General features: G+C 70.2%; 17 protein-coding genes and 1 pseudogene. 7 read left to right on the forward strand and 11 right to left on the reverse strand.

Annotated elements, in window-relative coordinates; all coding sequences use genetic code 11:
• Positions 1-85 precede the first annotated feature (85 nt).
• Together AB0M87_RS06910 and AB0M87_RS06915 are read left to right on the forward strand one after the other, a co-directional pair.
• Positions 86-877: a GNAT family N-acetyltransferase gene (locus AB0M87_RS06910; RefSeq protein ID WP_365850710.1), complete on the forward strand. Its 792-nt coding sequence runs from the start codon at positions 86-88 to the stop codon at positions 875-877.
• 118 nt (positions 878-995) lie between these two features.
• On the forward strand, positions 996-2,117 hold the full coding sequence (locus AB0M87_RS06915) for a peptidoglycan bridge formation glycyltransferase FemA/FemB family protein (protein WP_365850712.1): 1,122 nt from the start codon (positions 996-998) through the stop codon (positions 2,115-2,117).
• 190 nt (positions 2,118-2,307) lie between these two features.
• Here AB0M87_RS06915 and AB0M87_RS06920 read toward each other — a convergent pair whose 3' ends face one another.
• Positions 2,308-3,288: an alpha/beta hydrolase gene (locus AB0M87_RS06920; protein WP_365850713.1), complete on the reverse strand. Its 981-nt coding sequence runs from the start codon at positions 3,286-3,288 to the stop codon at positions 2,308-2,310.
• Positions 3,289-3,514: 226 nt separating this feature from the next.
• On the opposite strand from AB0M87_RS06920, the gene AB0M87_RS06925 reads away from it, so the two are divergent.
• Positions 3,515-4,087, forward strand: a complete 573-nt coding sequence (locus tag AB0M87_RS06925; protein ID WP_365850714.1) for a DinB family protein — start codon at positions 3,515-3,517, stop codon at positions 4,085-4,087.
• A 38-nt stretch (positions 4,088-4,125) separates the two neighbouring features.
• On the opposite strand, the gene AB0M87_RS06930 is transcribed toward AB0M87_RS06925, so the two are convergent.
• The 4 genes from AB0M87_RS06930 to AB0M87_RS06945 all read right to left on the reverse strand — a co-directional run bounded on the left by AB0M87_RS06930 (position 4,126) and on the right by AB0M87_RS06945 (position 7,590).
• Entirely contained in the window at positions 4,126-5,499 is a 1,374-nt protein-coding gene (locus AB0M87_RS06930) for an amino acid permease (protein ID WP_365850976.1), read from the reverse strand.
• 545 nt (positions 5,500-6,044) lie between these two features.
• Complete coding sequence (locus tag AB0M87_RS06935; protein ID WP_365850715.1) at positions 6,045-6,593, reverse strand: DUF5984 family protein; 549 nt, start codon at positions 6,591-6,593, stop codon at positions 6,045-6,047.
• Positions 6,569-6,802 (reverse strand): DUF5984 family protein, encoded by a 234-nt coding sequence (locus tag AB0M87_RS06940; RefSeq protein ID WP_365850978.1) that lies wholly within the window; start codon positions 6,800-6,802, stop codon positions 6,569-6,571. The genes AB0M87_RS06935 and AB0M87_RS06940 overlap by 25 nt, the downstream gene beginning before the upstream one ends.
• A 170-nt stretch (positions 6,803-6,972) precedes the next feature.
• Positions 6,973-7,590 carry a hypothetical protein gene (locus AB0M87_RS06945; RefSeq protein ID WP_365850716.1) on the reverse strand — a complete coding sequence of 206 codons (618 nt, stop codon included), beginning with the start codon at positions 7,588-7,590 and terminating at the stop codon, positions 6,973-6,975.
• A gap of 256 nt (positions 7,591-7,846) precedes the next feature.
• On the opposite strand from AB0M87_RS06945, the gene AB0M87_RS06950 reads away from it, so the two are divergent.
• The 3 genes from AB0M87_RS06950 to AB0M87_RS06960 are packed head-to-tail and all read left to right on the forward strand — an operon-like array spanning position 7,847 to position 9,433.
• The gene (locus AB0M87_RS06950) at positions 7,847-8,668 is read left to right on the forward strand and encodes an excalibur calcium-binding domain-containing protein (RefSeq protein ID WP_365850718.1); all 822 of its coding nucleotides are present in this window, start codon (positions 7,847-7,849) and stop codon (positions 8,666-8,668) included.
• Between the two features lie 60 nt (positions 8,669-8,728).
• Positions 8,729-9,046, forward strand: coding sequence for a hypothetical protein (locus AB0M87_RS06955; RefSeq protein WP_365850719.1), 318 nt, complete (start codon positions 8,729-8,731; stop codon positions 9,044-9,046).
• 57 nt (positions 9,047-9,103) lie between these two features.
• On the forward strand, positions 9,104-9,433 hold the full coding sequence (locus AB0M87_RS06960; protein ID WP_365850720.1) for a DUF2087 domain-containing protein: 330 nt from the start codon (positions 9,104-9,106) through the stop codon (positions 9,431-9,433).
• 21 nt (positions 9,434-9,454) lie between these two features.
• Here the strand turns inward: AB0M87_RS06960 and AB0M87_RS06965 are convergent, their stop codons facing one another.
• Positions 9,455-10,777 (reverse strand): DUF445 domain-containing protein, encoded by a 1,323-nt coding sequence (locus AB0M87_RS06965; protein WP_365850722.1) that lies wholly within the window; start codon positions 10,775-10,777, stop codon positions 9,455-9,457.
• A gap of 110 nt (positions 10,778-10,887) precedes the next feature.
• Here AB0M87_RS06965 and AB0M87_RS06970 point away from each other — a divergent pair, with 110 nt between their 5' ends.
• Positions 10,888-12,123 carry an SGNH/GDSL hydrolase family protein gene (locus AB0M87_RS06970; protein ID WP_365850723.1) on the forward strand — a complete coding sequence of 412 codons (1,236 nt, stop codon included), beginning with the start codon at positions 10,888-10,890 and terminating at the stop codon, positions 12,121-12,123.
• Positions 12,124-12,148: 25 nt separating this feature from the next.
• Here AB0M87_RS06970 and AB0M87_RS06975 read toward each other — a convergent pair whose 3' ends face one another.
• From AB0M87_RS06975 to AB0M87_RS06995, 5 genes and pseudogenes are all read right to left on the reverse strand, one after another.
• Positions 12,149-12,799, reverse strand: coding sequence for a DUF1707 domain-containing protein (locus AB0M87_RS06975; protein ID WP_365850725.1), 651 nt, complete (start codon positions 12,797-12,799; stop codon positions 12,149-12,151).
• 9 nt (positions 12,800-12,808) lie between these two features.
• Positions 12,809-13,774, reverse strand: coding sequence for an ATP-binding cassette domain-containing protein (locus AB0M87_RS06980; RefSeq protein ID WP_365850726.1), 966 nt, complete (start codon positions 13,772-13,774; stop codon positions 12,809-12,811).
• Between the two features lie 19 nt (positions 13,775-13,793).
• Positions 13,794-13,904 (reverse strand): annotated as a pseudogene (locus AB0M87_RS06985) (hypothetical protein); the annotation flags it as partial.
• Positions 13,879-14,682: an ABC transporter permease gene (locus AB0M87_RS06990; protein WP_365850727.1), complete on the reverse strand. Its 804-nt coding sequence runs from the start codon at positions 14,680-14,682 to the stop codon at positions 13,879-13,881. The gene AB0M87_RS06990 and the pseudogene AB0M87_RS06985, both read right to left, overlap by 26 nt.
• Complete coding sequence (locus tag AB0M87_RS06995; RefSeq protein ID WP_365850728.1) at positions 14,675-15,475, reverse strand: ABC-2 family transporter protein; 801 nt, start codon at positions 15,473-15,475, stop codon at positions 14,675-14,677. The genes AB0M87_RS06990 and AB0M87_RS06995 overlap by 8 nt, the downstream gene beginning before the upstream one ends.
• Between the last annotated feature and the right edge of the window lie 23 nt (positions 15,476-15,498).

The following is a 15,498-nucleotide window of genomic DNA, read 5'->3' on the forward strand; positions in this document are numbered from 1 at the left end:
GGTGCCCCCGTCAACCGCGGGATGCGCTCGGCCGAACGACCGTCAAACGGAAAAGCAGTTGCCACGGCCTCGTACCGTCACAGGTGTGACAGACATCGACAGCTTGCTCACGGCCTACGACGAGCAGATGCGGGGAGCGCCTCCCCACCCGCCCACCGGAGTGACGTACGAGCAGGACGGTCCGCTGCTCCGCGTCGTCGGCCAGTTCCGCGGCTTGGTCAGCGCGCCGCGCGACATCGGGGCACGCGGCGCCGAACTCGACCGCCTGATCGCCCGGCAGCGTGACCACTTCGCCGCCCGCGGCGAGGCGGTCGAATGGAAAACCCGCGGTCACGACCAACCTGCCGACCTCACCGACCGCTTGCTGGCCGCCGGCTTCGTCCCGGAGGAACAGGAGACGGTCCTCATCGGCCTCGCCGAGGAGATGTCCGCGCCGGTGAACCCGCCGGGCGGGGTCGCCATCCGCCAGGTCACCGCGGACGCTGACATGCACCGGATAGCCGCGATGGAATCCGCGGTCTGGGGCCAGGACCGGAGCTGGCTCGGCCACGACCTGATCACCCGCGTCTCGGCCGCCCCGGACGAAATCGCCGTCATGGTCGCCGAGGCGGACGGTGAGGTGATCTCAGCGGCCTGGCTGGTGTTCCGGGCGGGAACCCAATTCGCCGGTCTGTGGGGCGGCTCGACGCTGTCCGCCTGGCGGGGCCGGGGAATCTACCGCGCGCTGGTCGCCGCCCGCGCCGAACTCGCCGTGGCGCGCGGCGTCAGGTTCCTCCAGGTGGACGCCTCCGACGACAGCGCCCCGATCCTGCGCCGGCTCGGCTTCCAGGCGGTGACCACCACCACGCCCTACGTCTGGTCACCGCCCCGACGCTGAGCCGGCCGAACGGCGGACCACGGCGCGGAAAAGCGTCCACCCCGACGCGCCGGAGCGGTCGGGCCGATGCACAGCGGTGCCTCAGTAGGCTGACGCGTCGAGCAAAGGAGCACCGCACATGAGCTTCCGCATCGAGGCGATCACCCGTGAGGACCATCTGGCCTTCATCACGGCCCTGCCCTCGGCGAGTCACATGCAGGTCCCTTCCTGGGGTGATGTGAAGCCGGACTGGCGGGCGGAGAGCCTGGGCTGGTTCGACGGCAACGACCGTCTCGTCGGGGTGGGGCTGGTGCTGTTCCGGCCGTTGCCGAAGCTCAAGCGGTACCTCGCCTATCTGCCCGAAGGGCCGGTCATCGCATGGGACGCACCGGATCTTCAGCGATGGCTGGAGCCCATGCTCACGTATCTGAAGGCCCAAGGCGCTTTCTCGGTGAGGATGGGCCCGCCCGTCGTCGCCCGCCGCTGGAGCGCGGAGGCGGTCAAGGCCGCGATCGCCGACCCGCGGGCCCGACGCCTGCGTGATGCCGAGGCCACCACAGACGAGCCGCGGGCCGCCGATATCGCCGACCAGCTGCGGCGGATGGGCTGGCAGCAGACCGAGCCCGGCGGCGAGGACGGCTTCGCCGCCGGTCAGCCGCGTTATGTGTGCCAAGTCCCGTTCGCCGGCCGCTCGCTGGAAGACATCCGGGGCGGCCTCAACCAGCAGTGGCGCCGCAACATCAAAAAGGCCGAGAAGGCAGGCGTCAAGGTCGTGCTCGGCAGCTATGACGATCTGCCCGCCTTCTACGACCTCTACGTGGAGACCGCCGAACGGGACGGGTTCATCCCGCGCCCGCCGGCCTACTTCCAGCGCATGTGGACCGCGCTGACGGCAGAGGACCCCCACCGTATGCGGCTGTACCTCGCCCATCACGACGGCGAAGTACTCGCAGCGGCGACGATGCTGACCGTCGGTGAGCACGTCTGGTACTCCTACGGAGCCTCCACCAACCGAAAGCGCGAGGTGCAGCCGAACAACGCGGTGCAGTGGCGGATGATGTCCGACGCCCATGAGCTCGGCGCGAGCATCTACGACTTCCGCGGGATCACCGACACCCTCGAGGAGAGCAATCACCTGCTGGGCCTGCTCCGGTTCAAGGTCGGCGCCGGTGGTGAGGCCGTGGAATACCTCGGCGAGTGGGACTTTCCGCTCAACAAACTCCTGCACAAGGCCCTCGGCCTCTACATGTCGCGCCGCTGACGAAGACCTCCCCCGTTTCCCTCGGGGGCGGGCGCCGGCTCGACCGACCGCTGCCCCGACGCCGGACACCGGCCCCAGGGGCGGCCGGTCACCCTCGACGAGCCCGGACTGACGCAGTAGGCAGTCCGGCGGCCCGGCCACGGCCGTTCAGCGTTCGGCCTGACGCCGTACCGGGTCGGGCCGCCACGCTTCACACGGGCAGTCCCCCGAGCCACTCGGTCAGCAGCCGGTTGATCTCGGCCGGCCGTTCCTGCTGGATCCAGTGGCCGCAGTCGTCGAGGATGTGCGAGGAGACCAGGCCGGGCAGCGTGGTGGAGTACGCCTTGATCGCGTCGGTCAGCCAGGTGGTGGAGGCGTCCAGGGCGCCGCCGACGAAGAGGGACGGCTGGGTGATGGGGGCGCCGTCGAAGTCGGCCAGGTCCTCCCAGTCCCGGTCCATGTTGCGGTAGCGGTTGAGCGGCCCCGTCATGCCGGTCCGTTCGAACTCCGCGGCGTAGACGTCGAGGTCGTCCTCGCTCAGCCAGGCGGGCAGCCGCTCGGCCCGGAAGCGGTCCCGCAGCTTCCCGCCGCGACCCACGAAGTGCGGGTCCGGTGCGTTGGGGGCGGGCATGGTGTCGGCGGAGAGCGCGGCGTAGAAGCCCGCGAGCCAGCCACGGACATCGGGCTCGACCTCGGCTTCGGCCCGGCCGGGCTGCTGGAAGTACGAGACGTAGAACTCGTCGTCCCCGCCCACCCCCGCGAAGACGTCCGTGGGACGCGGCCCGCCCCGCGGGGTGTACGGCACGCTCAGCAGGCCCACCGCGCGGAACACGTCCGGCCTGAGCAGCGCGGAGTTGGCGGCGATGGGCGACCCCCAGTCGTGGCCGACGATCGCCGCGGACGGCTCGCCGAGCGCGTGCACGACGGCGACGTTGTCCTCCACCAGGTCGAGCATCCGGTACGCCGCCGGGTCCGCGGGCTTGGAGGATCGGCCGTAGCCACGTACGTCGACGGCTACCGCGCGGAACCCGGCCGACGCCAGCGCCGGCAACTGGTGGCGCCAGGAGTACCAGGACTCCGGGAACCCGTGCACCAGCAACACCAGTGGCCCGGTGCCCTGTTCCACCAGGTGGATACGGCCGGCGGGCGAGGGGACCATCCGGTGAGTGACGTCGAGGGCGGGCCGTGACATGAATCCTCCGGTGTTCTCGTAACTGCTGTGCACGAGGGTCGAGGTCGATCATGCGGGGGAACGGCGCGCCGATGCGAGTCCTGTTGCCGCTACGGCAAACCGCGGAGATCTGCCGTGCGGCGGCCGGGTGCGGGCAACTCCCGGGAGGCATCCGTCAATCCCGCACGCCGCTCACGGGTGACGTCCTAGGGTGGCCCCGACCGTCGATCACGAGGGGGCACTTCTCATGAACGCCACGCAAGCGCACGGCACGCAGGCCGAGGAACGCGAAGACCTGTTGGCGATGGTTTCCGACCAGCGCACCAACTTCCTCTACGCGGTCGCGGACATCAACGACGAGCAGGCGGCGACCCGCACCACGGTCAGCGAGCTGACGCTCGGCGGTCTGGTCAAGCACCTGGCCAAAACGCAGAGCGCATGGCTCAACGTGGTCGACGGCACGGCGCCGGCAAAGGTCGACTGGTCGGACCTCGACCCGGACCAATACCGGATGGCCGAGGGCGAGACCCTGGACGGTCTGCTCGACGGTTTCCGGGCCGCCGCCGCGGACTTCGACCGCACCGTACGCCAGGAGCCCGACTTCAACCGCCTGCTGACCCTTCCGCAGTACCCGTGGTCACCGCCGGAACCGGTCACCTGGACCGTGCGGCGCGTACTGCTCCATGTCTTCCGCGAGATCGCGCATCACAGTGGCCACGCGGACATCATCCGCGAGGCACTGGACGGTGCGAACACCACGGCCCGGATGGCCGAGGCGGCTTCGCGGGGCGGCGACGCGGGCGGCGACAGCGCCGGCTGACCTGCATGGGGGCGCGGGGCAGCCGGCAGCCGGGCGGCCTACGACGGGGTGACGGCGTCCGCCCGTTCGGACGAAGTGACGGCGTCACCCGATCCGCTGCCGCCGCCGCTCACCCGGTCGCGGATCAGCGCGACGGCCACCACCAGGACGGCGGCCAGCACCGAGAGGAGCACCTGCTTGCGACCGGCGGGGTCGGTGAGCATGTAGACGAGCACGAACGAGATGACGCCGATGGTCGCCCAGGTCAGGTACGGGAAGAGCCACATCCGCACCACCAGGCGCTCCGGGTTCTCGCGCAGGATGATCCCCCGCATCCGCAACTGGCTGAAGCAGATCACCAGCCACACGAACAGCGCGATCGCGCCGGAGGAGTTCAGCAGGAACAGGAAGACGGTGTCCGGCCACAGGTAGTTGAAGCCGACGGCGACGAACCCGAAGGCGACCGACGCCAGGATGGCGGTCTGCGGGACGCCCCGGCCGCTGGTCCGCGCGAAGGACCGGGGGGCATCACCGCGTCGGCCGAGTGAGAAGGCCATCCGGGAGGCCGTGTAGAGACCGGAGTTCAGGCAGGAGAGCACGGCCGTCAGCACGACCACGTCCATGACCTGGCCGGCATGCGGGATGCCCATCGCGTCCAGAGCGGCAACGTAGGAACCGCTCTTGAGGATCGCCGGGTCGTCCCACTTCAGGAGGGACACCACGACGAAGATCGAGCCCAGGTAGAAGACGGCGATCCGCCAGATCACGCTGTTGGTGGCCTTGGCGACCGCGCGCCGCGGGTCCTCGGACTCGGCGGCGGCGAGGGTGACGATCTCGCTGCCCATGAACGAGAAGACGACCAGCAGTACGCCGGTGAGAATCGCCCCCGGCCCGTTGGGCAGGAATCCGCCGTGCCCGGTGAGGTTGCCCAGTCCGCTCGCCGCGTGCGAGGAGCCGGGCAGCACACCGAAGATCGCCAGGGCGCCGAGCAGGATGAACACGGCGATCGCGACCACCTTGATGCCGGCGAACCAGAACTCGAACTCGCCGTAGGAGCTGACCGAGGCCAGGTTACTGACGGTGAGGACGATCATCACGATGAGCGCCCAGCCCCACTGCGGGACGGCCGGCACCCAGCCTTCGAGAATCTTGGCGCCGGCGGTGGCCTCGACGGCGAGTACGACCACCCAGAAGAACCAGTACAGCCAGCCGATGGAGAATCCCGCCCAGCGGCCGATCGCCCGGTCCGCATAAGCGGAGAACGAACCGGAGGACGGATTGGCAGCGGCCATTTCGCCCAGCATGCGCATCACCAGGACGACCATCGCGCCGACCAGGGCGTAGGACAGCAGGATGCCGGGCCCGGCCGCGGCTATGCCGGAGCCGGAGCCGACGAACAGGCCGGCGCCGATGACACCACCGATCGCGATCATCGACAGATGGCGGTTCTTCAGCCCGGCTTGGAGACCGGACCCGGCGGAAACCTCGACGGTTTCCGAGGGCGGCGAAGTGGTGCGGGTGCTCGTCGGTCGGGCGCTCATGCACAGTCCTTAAGCCGAAGGAATGGGGTTGAACCGGTCTGTCGGGCCACCCCGCGTGCCGGGGCATCGGTGGGCGGCGTCGTGCGTGAGGGTCTGGGGATCAGGTGATGTCTCCGGTGAGGGGACGAGCCCGGAGGCAGCCACCCGGCGCTCACCGTGTGTCGCCCGCCCGGCCCGCCGGACTCACTCGTGCGGGAGGCCGCAAGCAGCATCGGAGCCATAACTCGACGGACTTTCGGTCGAGGCAGCGACGCCTGGCGGACATGTATCGCCGGGGGGTGACCTGGCGTACGTAATCGGGTGTAGCAGAAGGTAGGAGCGCGGCTTCCGCAGCACCATAGACATATGCCACACGGCCTGCCCTGCTGGTTGGACAAATGCTCAGTTGCGGCGGCAGGCACCCGCGGGGTATGAGGGCACCGCGGGCCGGGCCCCCTTCAAGCCGGTAGGTCCCTCGGCATGGGCTGCCACGGGCCCCTCCCGGGCCGCGCGGTGCCGAGGAGCGTGCGCACACCGACTCGGACGGCATCCCAGTCGGTACCCGGGTCGTGGTCCAGCGCCCGCTGAAGCCGGCCGGCCCGCTCCCGGTGCTCGCGGCGCACCTGCTCAAGGTCCAGCTCGACGCCGGGCGCGGCGCCGGTTTGCTCCAGCTCGCTGATCCGCTGCTCCATCGCGGTCAACAGCGCCCGGTCGAAGACGCGCACCGCGGACAGGAACTCGGCCGTGGGCATGGTCACCCGGCCCTTTTGCGGGCCGTCGAACTCGATCACGTCTTCCGGGTCCGCCGAGTGCTCCCAGGTGGCGTGCATGGTGTCGTCCCCAGCGGTGACCGTGCGCCAGCATCGGACGTTCGGGGCCACTCGCAGGTAGTCGGTGTACAGGTGGCCCGCCCCATGCCAGGTCAGAGTGGCCTCGGCCTCCGGCGTATCCAGCCAGTCCCAGTCCGGTGAGGTGTCGGCGGCTACGTCGACAAGGTCCGGTGGCACCGGTTCCATCGCCCCCCGACACGAGCGCGATCAGGTCTTCCCACAGCCGGACATAGTTCCCGGACGGTCCGCTCGGAGTAGCGCAGGACCTCGTGACCGCCGAGTTCGACGCTGTACCAGCCGTCCGTCAGCCCGAACCAGTGCAGTACGGGACGCTCCCCCCAGGGGACGACCCTGTCCAGGGGCGTCAGCTCGAAACGGAGGCGCATCGCGGGGTCGCTTTCGGTCACCGGCTCAGTATCCCGGTCCGGCTGCCGGGGCAGCGGCAGTGCCGACGAGGGACGAGGCCGGCTTCTCGTACCGGTGTCCCGCTATGCCTCGGCGATCGGCCGGTAGGTGCAGACGTTCGTGTTGGCGTGCGTTCCACGCGGTCAAGGGCTCAGCTCCCGTCCGCCCGCAGCGCACGCACCGCCCGGAACAGCTCACGGTGCGCGGTGACCGGATGGTCGGCCGACAGATGCAGCCGCTCGGCGGTCAGCGACGATCCGTCCGCGAGCCGCAGCTCGACCGGCTCGTCCAGTTCCAGGGTGAGCTCGGCCGTCCCGGCCACCGTGCACAGCACCGAGCCGCTGCTGCCCGGCACCGGCCGTACGCCACGACCCTTCGCCGACACGAACTCACGGCGGACCGTGACCACGCGGGACAGCGGCAGCAGGAGCTCGTCGTAGAGCCCGGCTCTGATCCGCAGGGTGCGGGCGGTCAGCCGGTGCGGATGGCGCCGGGTGACGGCGGAGAAGGCGACGCACAGGTCGATCATCAGCGCCAGCCACACCAGGTGAAACGGGCGCCAGGCAGGCGGAATCATCGACACGTCCATCAGCGCCTCGACGCACAGTTCCCCGCCGACCCCCAGGAACACGCTGGTACGCAGCGCCGACGAGTGACCGATGACCGTCTCCCCCGGCTCCCCGCACGGCCGCCGCCCCAGCACCGCCGCCATGTCCCGCAACGTCTGCCCGACCAGCCCTCGCCGCCCGCTGATCCTGATCGCCGTCACCTTGTGGCCCTCCCCGCACCGACTCGGACGTCATCAGAACACGAGGGCGTTCCTGCCGCACACAAGGCCATGCACACCCTATGTTCACAACTTCATCACAAGCTCGTTCATACCCTGCCGCCACACCCCCATCGCTGCCACCATCACCCCTCAGCCGAGCCGCGTCTGCTGCACCGGCTGTACAGCGAAAGGCCTTGGGGGGCAGATGAATTCAGTGCGTACACACCACCGCCACATCCGTTTAGCGATAGGTGCCGTGGTGCTCGTGACGGCACTCGCCGGATGCAACGACGGCCGCGGTGACACGGACTCCGCACCGGCTGCTGTCCGCACGACGGAGAGCCCGTCGGCTTCACCCTCGCAGAAGCCGGAGCTAAAGCTCTCGGAGGACGCGGCGGATGCTGACGCCGGAAAGCAGGTCTTGGTCGATGTGCTGGCCAACGACGTCGTGACGGACGCGGCCGGCGTGGAAACGGCAATCGACGGGCAGTCTCCCGGCACCCAGCTCACCGTCGATACGGCGCCGAACCACGGCACCACCACCGTCGACGGCACCTCGGTGGCGTACACCGCCACGGCGGGGTACGCGGGCAACGACCAGTTCACCTACCGCGTCGAGACGGGCGACTTGAGCGGCACCGCTACGGTATGGATCACGGTGGCCACGCCCGCCCCGAAGGTCACCGTCAAGCCGAAGCCGAAGCACGCACCGAAGCCGAAGGCGAAGGCCACACCGAAGGCCACGTCGGCCACTGTGTACTACCGGAACTGTGCCGCCGTGCGAGCCGCGGGCGCCGCGCCGATCCGGCGGGGGCAGCCCGGGTACGCACCGCATCTGGACGCGGACGGGGACGGGATCGGGTGCGAGCCGTACAGCGGCGGGGGCTCGTCCGGCGGGAGCAGTGGTGAAAGCACCGGCGGGAGCAGTGGGGGAAGCAGCAGCAGCGGCGGGTCCGGCAGCACGTACTACCAGAACTGCGACGCCGTACGCGCTGCCGGAGCCGCGCCCATCCATGTCGGTGACCCCGGCTACGCCCGGCACCTCGACCGGGACGGGGACGGAGTCGGGTGCGAGTGAACCGCGAATCCAGCGGGCCCCGCGGTCCGGCGGCGGGTGCTTCGCATTAGCCTCGGAAGTATGGCAAACATCCCCGCAGCAGCCGTAGCAGCCACCGGTCTCGTCGGCGGTTACGCCGTCGCCCGCTGGACCAGGAAGCGTCCCCTCGGCGGGGCCGCGCTCGCCGCCGCCGGCGCCGTCGCCGCCCGGAAGTGGCAGCATCAGGCCGGTACCGGAAAGGCGGCGGTCCTCACCGGTGTGTATCTGGCCGCCTTCGGCGGGTCCCACCCGCTGGCGAAGAAGATCGGCGCCTGGCCGGCCGTGTTCTCGGTGGCGGGCGCGGTGGCCGTTGCGACGACCGTGGTGACGCGGCGCGGGCAGGGCGGACAGAGCGCGTAAGCGGGGCGGCCGAAAACGCGTTGCCCGGGCGGCGGGGCGGCTGGCAGGCTTCGGGCCATGTCCGACAAGAGTTCCCACGGGTCAAGCACGTCCGCCGCACCGAGCACCTCCGGCACGCCCGACGGGCCCGGGGAGGCGCACGGGGTGGCCGCGCTGTTCTCGCACGGGCGGCTGACGAGGATCCCGCGGAAGACGGCGCGCCGTGAGCAGCTGCTCGCACACCTCGCGGAGACGCTGTTCGAGGGGGACCGGACGTACAGCGAGCGCGAGGTCAACGCTGCGCTGCTCACCGTGCACGAGGACTGCTCGGCGCTCCGCCGCGACCTGGTGGAGGCGGGGCTGCTGGCCCGGCCCCGGGACGGCAGCAGCTACCGCCGGGTGGACTGACCCGGCGGTCGGCACACCGGCTCAGCCGCCCGCCGCCTGCGAGACGGCGTAGATCACCAGGCCGACCAGCGCCCCGACCACCGTGCCGTTGATCCGGATGAACTGCAGGTCACGGCCGATGTGCGCCTCGATCTTGCGGGAGGTCTGCTCGCCGTCCCAGCCGGCCACGGTGTCCGAGATCAGCGAGGTGATCTCACCTCGGTAGGTCGTGACGAGGTACGCCGCCGCGTCCTCCACCCAGCCCTCGAGCTTGCGCTGGAGCCGCTCGTCGGTGGTCAGCCGCGCGCCCAGGGACAGCAGTGAGGCACGCGCCCGCAGCCGCAGTTCGCTCTGCTCGTCCTCGGCCGCTGAGATGATCATGGCGCGTACCGATGACCAGGCCGAGGCGATCACGTCCTGCACCTCGGAGCGGCCGACCAGGTCCGACTTCAGCCGCTCCACCCGCGCCCGGGTCTCGGTGTCCGACTGCAGATCGGACGCGAAGTCCACCAGGAAACGGTCCAGCGCGCCGCGCGCCGGATGCGCGGGCATGTCGCGCATCTCCGTGACGAACCGGAGCAGTTCCTTGTAGACCCGGTCGCCGATCCGCTTGTCCACGAATCGCGGCGTCCAGCCGGGCGCTCCGCCCTGCACGGCGTCCATCACCGAGTCGCCGTGCAGGGTCAGCCAGTCATGCGCGCGGGAACAGATCAGGTCCACGACCCGCCGGTGACCGCCGTCCGCGACGATCCTCTCCAGCATCTTGCCGGCCCCGGGCGCGACCTCCGCGGCCTCCGCGCGCCGGGTGATCGCCTCGCCCACCACCGCCTGGACGTCCGAGTCGCGCAACACCGTCAGGGCGCCGCGCAGCGCCGTCGACAGTTCCGCGGTCACCCGGTCGGCGTGCTCCGGTTCGGCCAGCCAGGCACCCAGCCTGCCGCCGATGCCGACTGCGCGCAGCCGAGCCCGTACAACATCTTGTGACAGAAAATTTTCCCCGACGAAGGAACCAAGTGACGCTCCGAGCTGATCCTTCTTGTTGGGGATGATCGCCGTATGAGGAATGGGGAGAGCAAGTGGTCGGCGGAAGAGTGCCGTCACGGCGAACCAGTCAGCCATCGCGCCGACCATTCCGGCCTCCGCGGCCGCCGCGACGTATCCCGCCCAGGAACCGGCCCCGGTGTGATCCGCCCAAGTGGCAAGTACGAAAATAAGAGTGACCATCAGGAGAAGCCCGGTGGCCGTCGCCTTCATGCGGCGGACACCACGGCGTTTCTCCTCGTCGGCCGCGCTGTAGGCGATGGAGCCCAGCGGGGCAACACCTGTGACGCTCTCCGTCGCGGCTTCCCGCTCTGTACGTTCCATCAGCTCCGCCTGCTCCGCCCGTCCACGCACCTGCACCATCCCCGTACGTATTGTCCCTGCCAGAGCTACTCCTGGGACGCACGTCGAGTTCCCGAGGAGAACGACCGCTCATGACCAGGCGCCGTGGTTACGCCCTGCTCGCCGCTCTCGCGGCCGTGGTGACGCTGATTTCGGTAGGCATCTTCACCATGGTCAGGACACCGGCCACCACCGTTTCCGCCGGCTCATCCGACTCATCCGGCTCCTCGTCGGGTGTGTCATCCGGCGTTCCGGCGTCCGGCACCTGGACCGGCACCTGGGCGGCGGCCCCCGTCGGCCCGGAACCCGGTACGCCGAACGGGCTCCCCGGCAGCACCATCCGTAACGTCGTGCACACCAGCATCGGCGGCTCCATGGCCCGCATCACCCTCTCCAACCTCTTCGGCACCCTCCCGCTGAAGATCACCCAGGCGTCCATCGCGGCCGACGGCGTGCTGCGTGAGGTCACCTTCGACCGCCGCGGCTACGTCACCATCCCGGCCGGCGGCCAGACCATCAGCGACGCGATCCGCATCCCGATCCCCGGCGACGACGATGTGACGGTTTCGCTCTACACTCCCAGCCCGGGCGGCCCGGTCACCTACCACCCGCACGCGCGGCAGATCTCGTACGTCACCACCAACGGCGCCACGGTGGAGAGCCCGTACTGGCGCTACGTCACCGCCCTGGACGTGCACACCCGGCAGGCGCGCGGCGCGGTCGTCGCGCTCGGGGACTCCATCACCGACGGCATCACCTCCACCACCGGAGCCAACCACCGCTGGACCGACGGACTCGCCGAGCGGCTGGACGGCCGGTACGGGGTACTGAACGAGGGCATCAGCGGCAACCGGGTGCTGCTCCCGGGCATCGGCCAGAGCGGGCTGACCCGCTTCGACCGCGATGTGCTCGGCCGGTCCGGCGCGCGGACCGTGATCATCGATCTCGGTGTCAACGACATCCTGCGGCTGCCCCACCAGTTGGACGCCCAGCAGATCACCGACGGCCTGCGGGAACTGGCCCAGCGGGCGCGGGCCCGCGGGCTGCACGTGGTCGGCTCCACGCTGACGCCCTTCGGCGGCCACCCCGGCGTCACCCCGCAGCTCGAAGCGGCACGCGAGCAGGTCAACGCCACGATCCGGGCGGGCGGGATCTTCGACACGGTCGTCGACTTCGACAAGGCGCTGCGCGACCCGTACGCACCGGGGCGCCTGCTGCCGCGCTACGACTCCGGGGATCACCTGCACCCGAGCGACGCCGGGTACCGGGCGATGGCCGCCGTGATCGACCTGGGCTCGCTGAGCAGGTCCGCGCCGGCGCGGGCCTGACGGCGGCGGCCGGGGCGGCGGCGGGTCAGCCGAGTTCCTTGCGGCCGGACTTCTTCTCCTCCCGCAGCCGCTGCTTCTCCGCCTTGGTGATGCGCCGTTCGACCCCGATGCCGCCGAACAGCGCGAAGCCGGTGACCTTGACCCGGGGTGATCCCGGTGTGCCCTCGCCGGACGCCTTGTCGCCGAAGCCGCCCAGGAGGCCGAAGCCACTGACGGTGCAGTGCAGGTCGGGCGGCACGATCACGCCCATGCCGCCGAACAGCGCGAAGCACCGGATCGCCGCCTCCCGGTCCTCGAACCGGGCTTCGCGCAGATCGAGTTCGCCGCCGCCGAACAGCGTGAAAGCGGTGAACCGGCGGGCGACGGTCCAGGTGCCCCTGCGGTGGAAGCCGCCGAACACCGCGAGCGCCCCGGTGGAGGTGGCGGGACCGCCGATGCGGGCCGACCAGTCGCTCCCCGGCTGCGGCTCGGACACGGCGGCAGCAGCGCCGGGGGCCGGCAGGTCACGTACCAGCGGTTCGAGCTCGCCGTGCGTGCGGGCCTTGTACGCCGCGTCGAGGCGGTGCTCGAACTCCGCCATGTCGAGACGCCCCTCGGCGACGGCCTCACGGAGCGACTCGGCGATCCGCTCGCGCTCGGCATCGGATGCGCGCATCTCGGGGAGTTCGTTTGTCATGCCGCCAGCCTATTGAAGACCACGGTCGGCGTACATCTTCGCGATGACGGCCTCGATGTCCGGCTCCCGTACCGAGAGATCGACCAGCGGATAGTCGGCGGCTATGGCGGCGACGACCGGCGCGGCCGATGCGGAGGCCGGGAAGGCCAGCCACTGACGCGGACCCTCGACCTTGACCGTACGGGCCAACGGCGTTCGGATCGGCGGCAGTTCCTGTTCCAGGTCGACGACCAGCATCCGCTCGCTCTCCCCCACCTCGTGCAGCGCGGCCGGCGCGCCGTCGTACATCAGCCGGCCGTGGTCGATCACCATCACCCGCTCGCAGAGCTGCTCGATGTCGGTCAGGTCGTGGGTGGTGAGCAGGACGGTGGTGCCGAGCTCGGCGTTCAGGTCCCGCAGGAACGCACGGACCTTGACCTTGGAGATGACGTCGAGCCCGATCGTCGGCTCGTCCAGATAGAGCACCTCCGGGTCGTGCAGCAGGGCTGCCGCGATGTCACCGCGCATCCGCTGCCCGAGGGAGAGTTGCCGCACCGGCACGTCCAACAGGTCCTTCAGGTCGAGCAGTTCGACGCACCGGTCCAGGTTCTCCCGGAAGCGGGCGTCCGGGATGCGGTACATCCGGTGCGCCAACCGGTAGGAGTCACGCAGCGGGAGGTCCCACCAGAGGGTGGTCCGCTGGCCGAAGACCACGCCGATACGGCGCGCGAGCCTGGTGCGCTCGCGGGACGGGTCCAGACCGGCCACCCGCAGGTGGCCCGCGCTGGGCGTGAGGATGCCGGTCAGCATCTTGATGGTGGTGGACTTACCGGCGCCGTTCGGACCGATGTAGCCGACCATCTCCCCCCGGGCGATGCGGAAGGTGAGCGTGTCCACGGCTCGGACCTGGTGCGTTTCCCGCCGTAGCCGGCTGGTCCTCCGGCGCACATTGAAGACCTTCTCGACTGCGTCGAGGGTGATGAAGTCGGCGCTCATGGTCTCTGCTCCTAAAGTCTGCGGTCCGGAGGTCCGTACTCCTGAGGTCTGTACTCCTGAGGTCCGCGCTCCTGAGGTCTGCGCTTCCGGGTCGGACGACCCCGCTAGCTCCCCGTGCTGCGATACGCACGCAGCCCGACCCGCCAGGCCATCCCGGCCAGGGCCCCGCACGCCACCGCGACCCCGGGGGAAAGAAACGCCACCCACCGCGGCATGTCCAGGGGATACGACCGCCCCAGCACGTACAACGCCGGCAGCCAGTTCACGAAGGCCAGCGGCACCACGCACGTCACCCCGCGCAGCAGGTCCTTCGCGAAGACGGTCGGCGGGTACTCCAGCAGGGTCACCCCGCCATAGGTGAAGGCGTTCTGGACCTCCGAGGCGTCCTGCGCCCAGAACTGGAAGGCGCCACCGGCCACGTACACCGCCGAGAAGATCGCCGCGCCACTGAGGATCATCACGGGAACCAGGACGACCTTCAGCGGCGTCCAGGCGATGTCGACGGCCGTGAGTGCATAGACCAGCACCAGCAGACCCTGGCTGATCCGGCCGAGCCGGCGCAGCGCGAAGCGGTCGGCGGCCACCTGCGCGAGGACGGGCACCGGACGGACCAGCAGGGTGTCGAGGGTGCCGTCGCGGATACGGCGGCCCAGGCGGTCCATCGAGCCCATGATCAGGTCGGCGAGGCCGAAGGAGGTGGCGGCCGCGCCGTAGAGGAAGGCGATCTCGCCGAGCGAGTAGCCGCCGAGGCGGTCGACGTGCGAGAACATCAGCAGGATCGCCACGAAGTCGAAGCCGGTCGCCGCGAAGTTCCCGAAGGCCGTCATGAGGAACGAGGCCCGGTAGGCCATCGTCGAGCGGATCCACATCCCGGCGATCAGCGCATACGCACGGAGGCCCTCAACCACCTTGCACCACCACCCTTCTGGTGGCCGCGGACTGCAACATCCGCCCTGCGGCGAGCAGGACGACGGCCCAGCCCAGCTGGAAGGCGTAAGCGTTCAACAGGCCCCAGCCGGTGCGTTTGCCCAGCACGACGTCGGCGGGCACCTGGAGCAGCGACGACCAGGGCAGCGCGCGGGCGACCTCGCCGAGCAGCCCGGGGAAGAGATTCAGCGGCAGCAGCATCCCGGAGAAGAACATCCCGGCCAGCCAGGCGATCTGCGCCGCTCCCGCACCGTCGAGCAGCCAGAAGCCGGACAGTGCCACGAGGTAGCGCAGCGCGAAGCTGACGACCATCCCCAGCACGACGGAGAGCAGCACCGCACCCCACACGAACGGGTCGGACGGAAGCGCGAGGGGGAAAGCGAGCGCTCCCAGCGCCATCGGCAGCACCCCGCGCCCCAGCAGCTGAAAGGCAGCGCGGCCCAAGTCGCTGGCGAGCCACCAGAGTTGCAGGTCGGCGGGACGGTACAGATCGATCGCGATGTCACCCGTTCGGATGCGCTCGATCAGCTCGTCCTCGAATCCGCCGCCCATCAGTGCCATGGTGGTGAGCAGCGCCTGCCCCATCCACACATAGGTGAGGGCCTGTGCCTGGTCATAGCCTCCCAGGTGCGGCCGCTCGTGCCAGAGCGCGATGTAGGTGTAGGCCATGATGAAACCGAACACGCTGTTGGTGAACACCCCGGCCACCGTGGCGATCCGGTAGGTCGCAAAGCGCCGGAAACCCCCGGCGGCGACGACCGCGTACAACCGCACCCGATTCCCCTCCCCTCGCCCGC

Origin of the sequence: Streptomyces sp. NPDC051320 (assembly GCF_040682175.1) — a bacterium.
GTDB lineage: Bacteria > Actinomycetota > Actinomycetes > Streptomycetales > Streptomycetaceae > Streptomyces.

Bases quoted from the DNA above. Each gene is read 5' to 3' on its own strand.
- AB0M87_RS06915 (WP_365850712.1), top strand. From the start codon at position 996: ATGAGCTTCCGCATCGAGGCGATCACCCGTGAGGACCATCTGGCCTTC.
- AB0M87_RS06920 (WP_365850713.1), bottom strand. From the start codon at position 3,288: ATGTCACGGCCCGCCCTCGACGTCACTCACCGGATGGTCCCCTCGCCC.
- AB0M87_RS06925 (WP_365850714.1), top strand. From the start codon at position 3,515: ATGAACGCCACGCAAGCGCACGGCACGCAGGCCGAGGAACGCGAAGAC.
- AB0M87_RS06930 (WP_365850976.1), bottom strand. From the start codon at position 5,499: ATGATCGCGATCGGTGGTGTCATCGGCGCCGGCCTGTTCGTCGGCTCC.
- AB0M87_RS06940 (WP_365850978.1), bottom strand. From the start codon at position 6,802: ATGCGCCTCCGTTTCGAGCTGACGCCCCTGGACAGGGTCGTCCCCTGG.
- AB0M87_RS06955 (WP_365850719.1), top strand. From the start codon at position 8,729: ATGGCAAACATCCCCGCAGCAGCCGTAGCAGCCACCGGTCTCGTCGGC.
- AB0M87_RS06960 (WP_365850720.1), top strand. From the start codon at position 9,104: ATGTCCGACAAGAGTTCCCACGGGTCAAGCACGTCCGCCGCACCGAGC.
- AB0M87_RS06965 (WP_365850722.1), bottom strand. From the start codon at position 10,777: ATGGAACGTACAGAGCGGGAAGCCGCGACGGAGAGCGTCACAGGTGTT.
- AB0M87_RS06970 (WP_365850723.1), top strand. From the start codon at position 10,888: ATGACCAGGCGCCGTGGTTACGCCCTGCTCGCCGCTCTCGCGGCCGTG.
- AB0M87_RS06975 (WP_365850725.1), bottom strand. From the start codon at position 12,799: ATGACAAACGAACTCCCCGAGATGCGCGCATCCGATGCCGAGCGCGAG.
- AB0M87_RS06980 (WP_365850726.1), bottom strand. From the start codon at position 13,774: ATGAGCGCCGACTTCATCACCCTCGACGCAGTCGAGAAGGTCTTCAAT.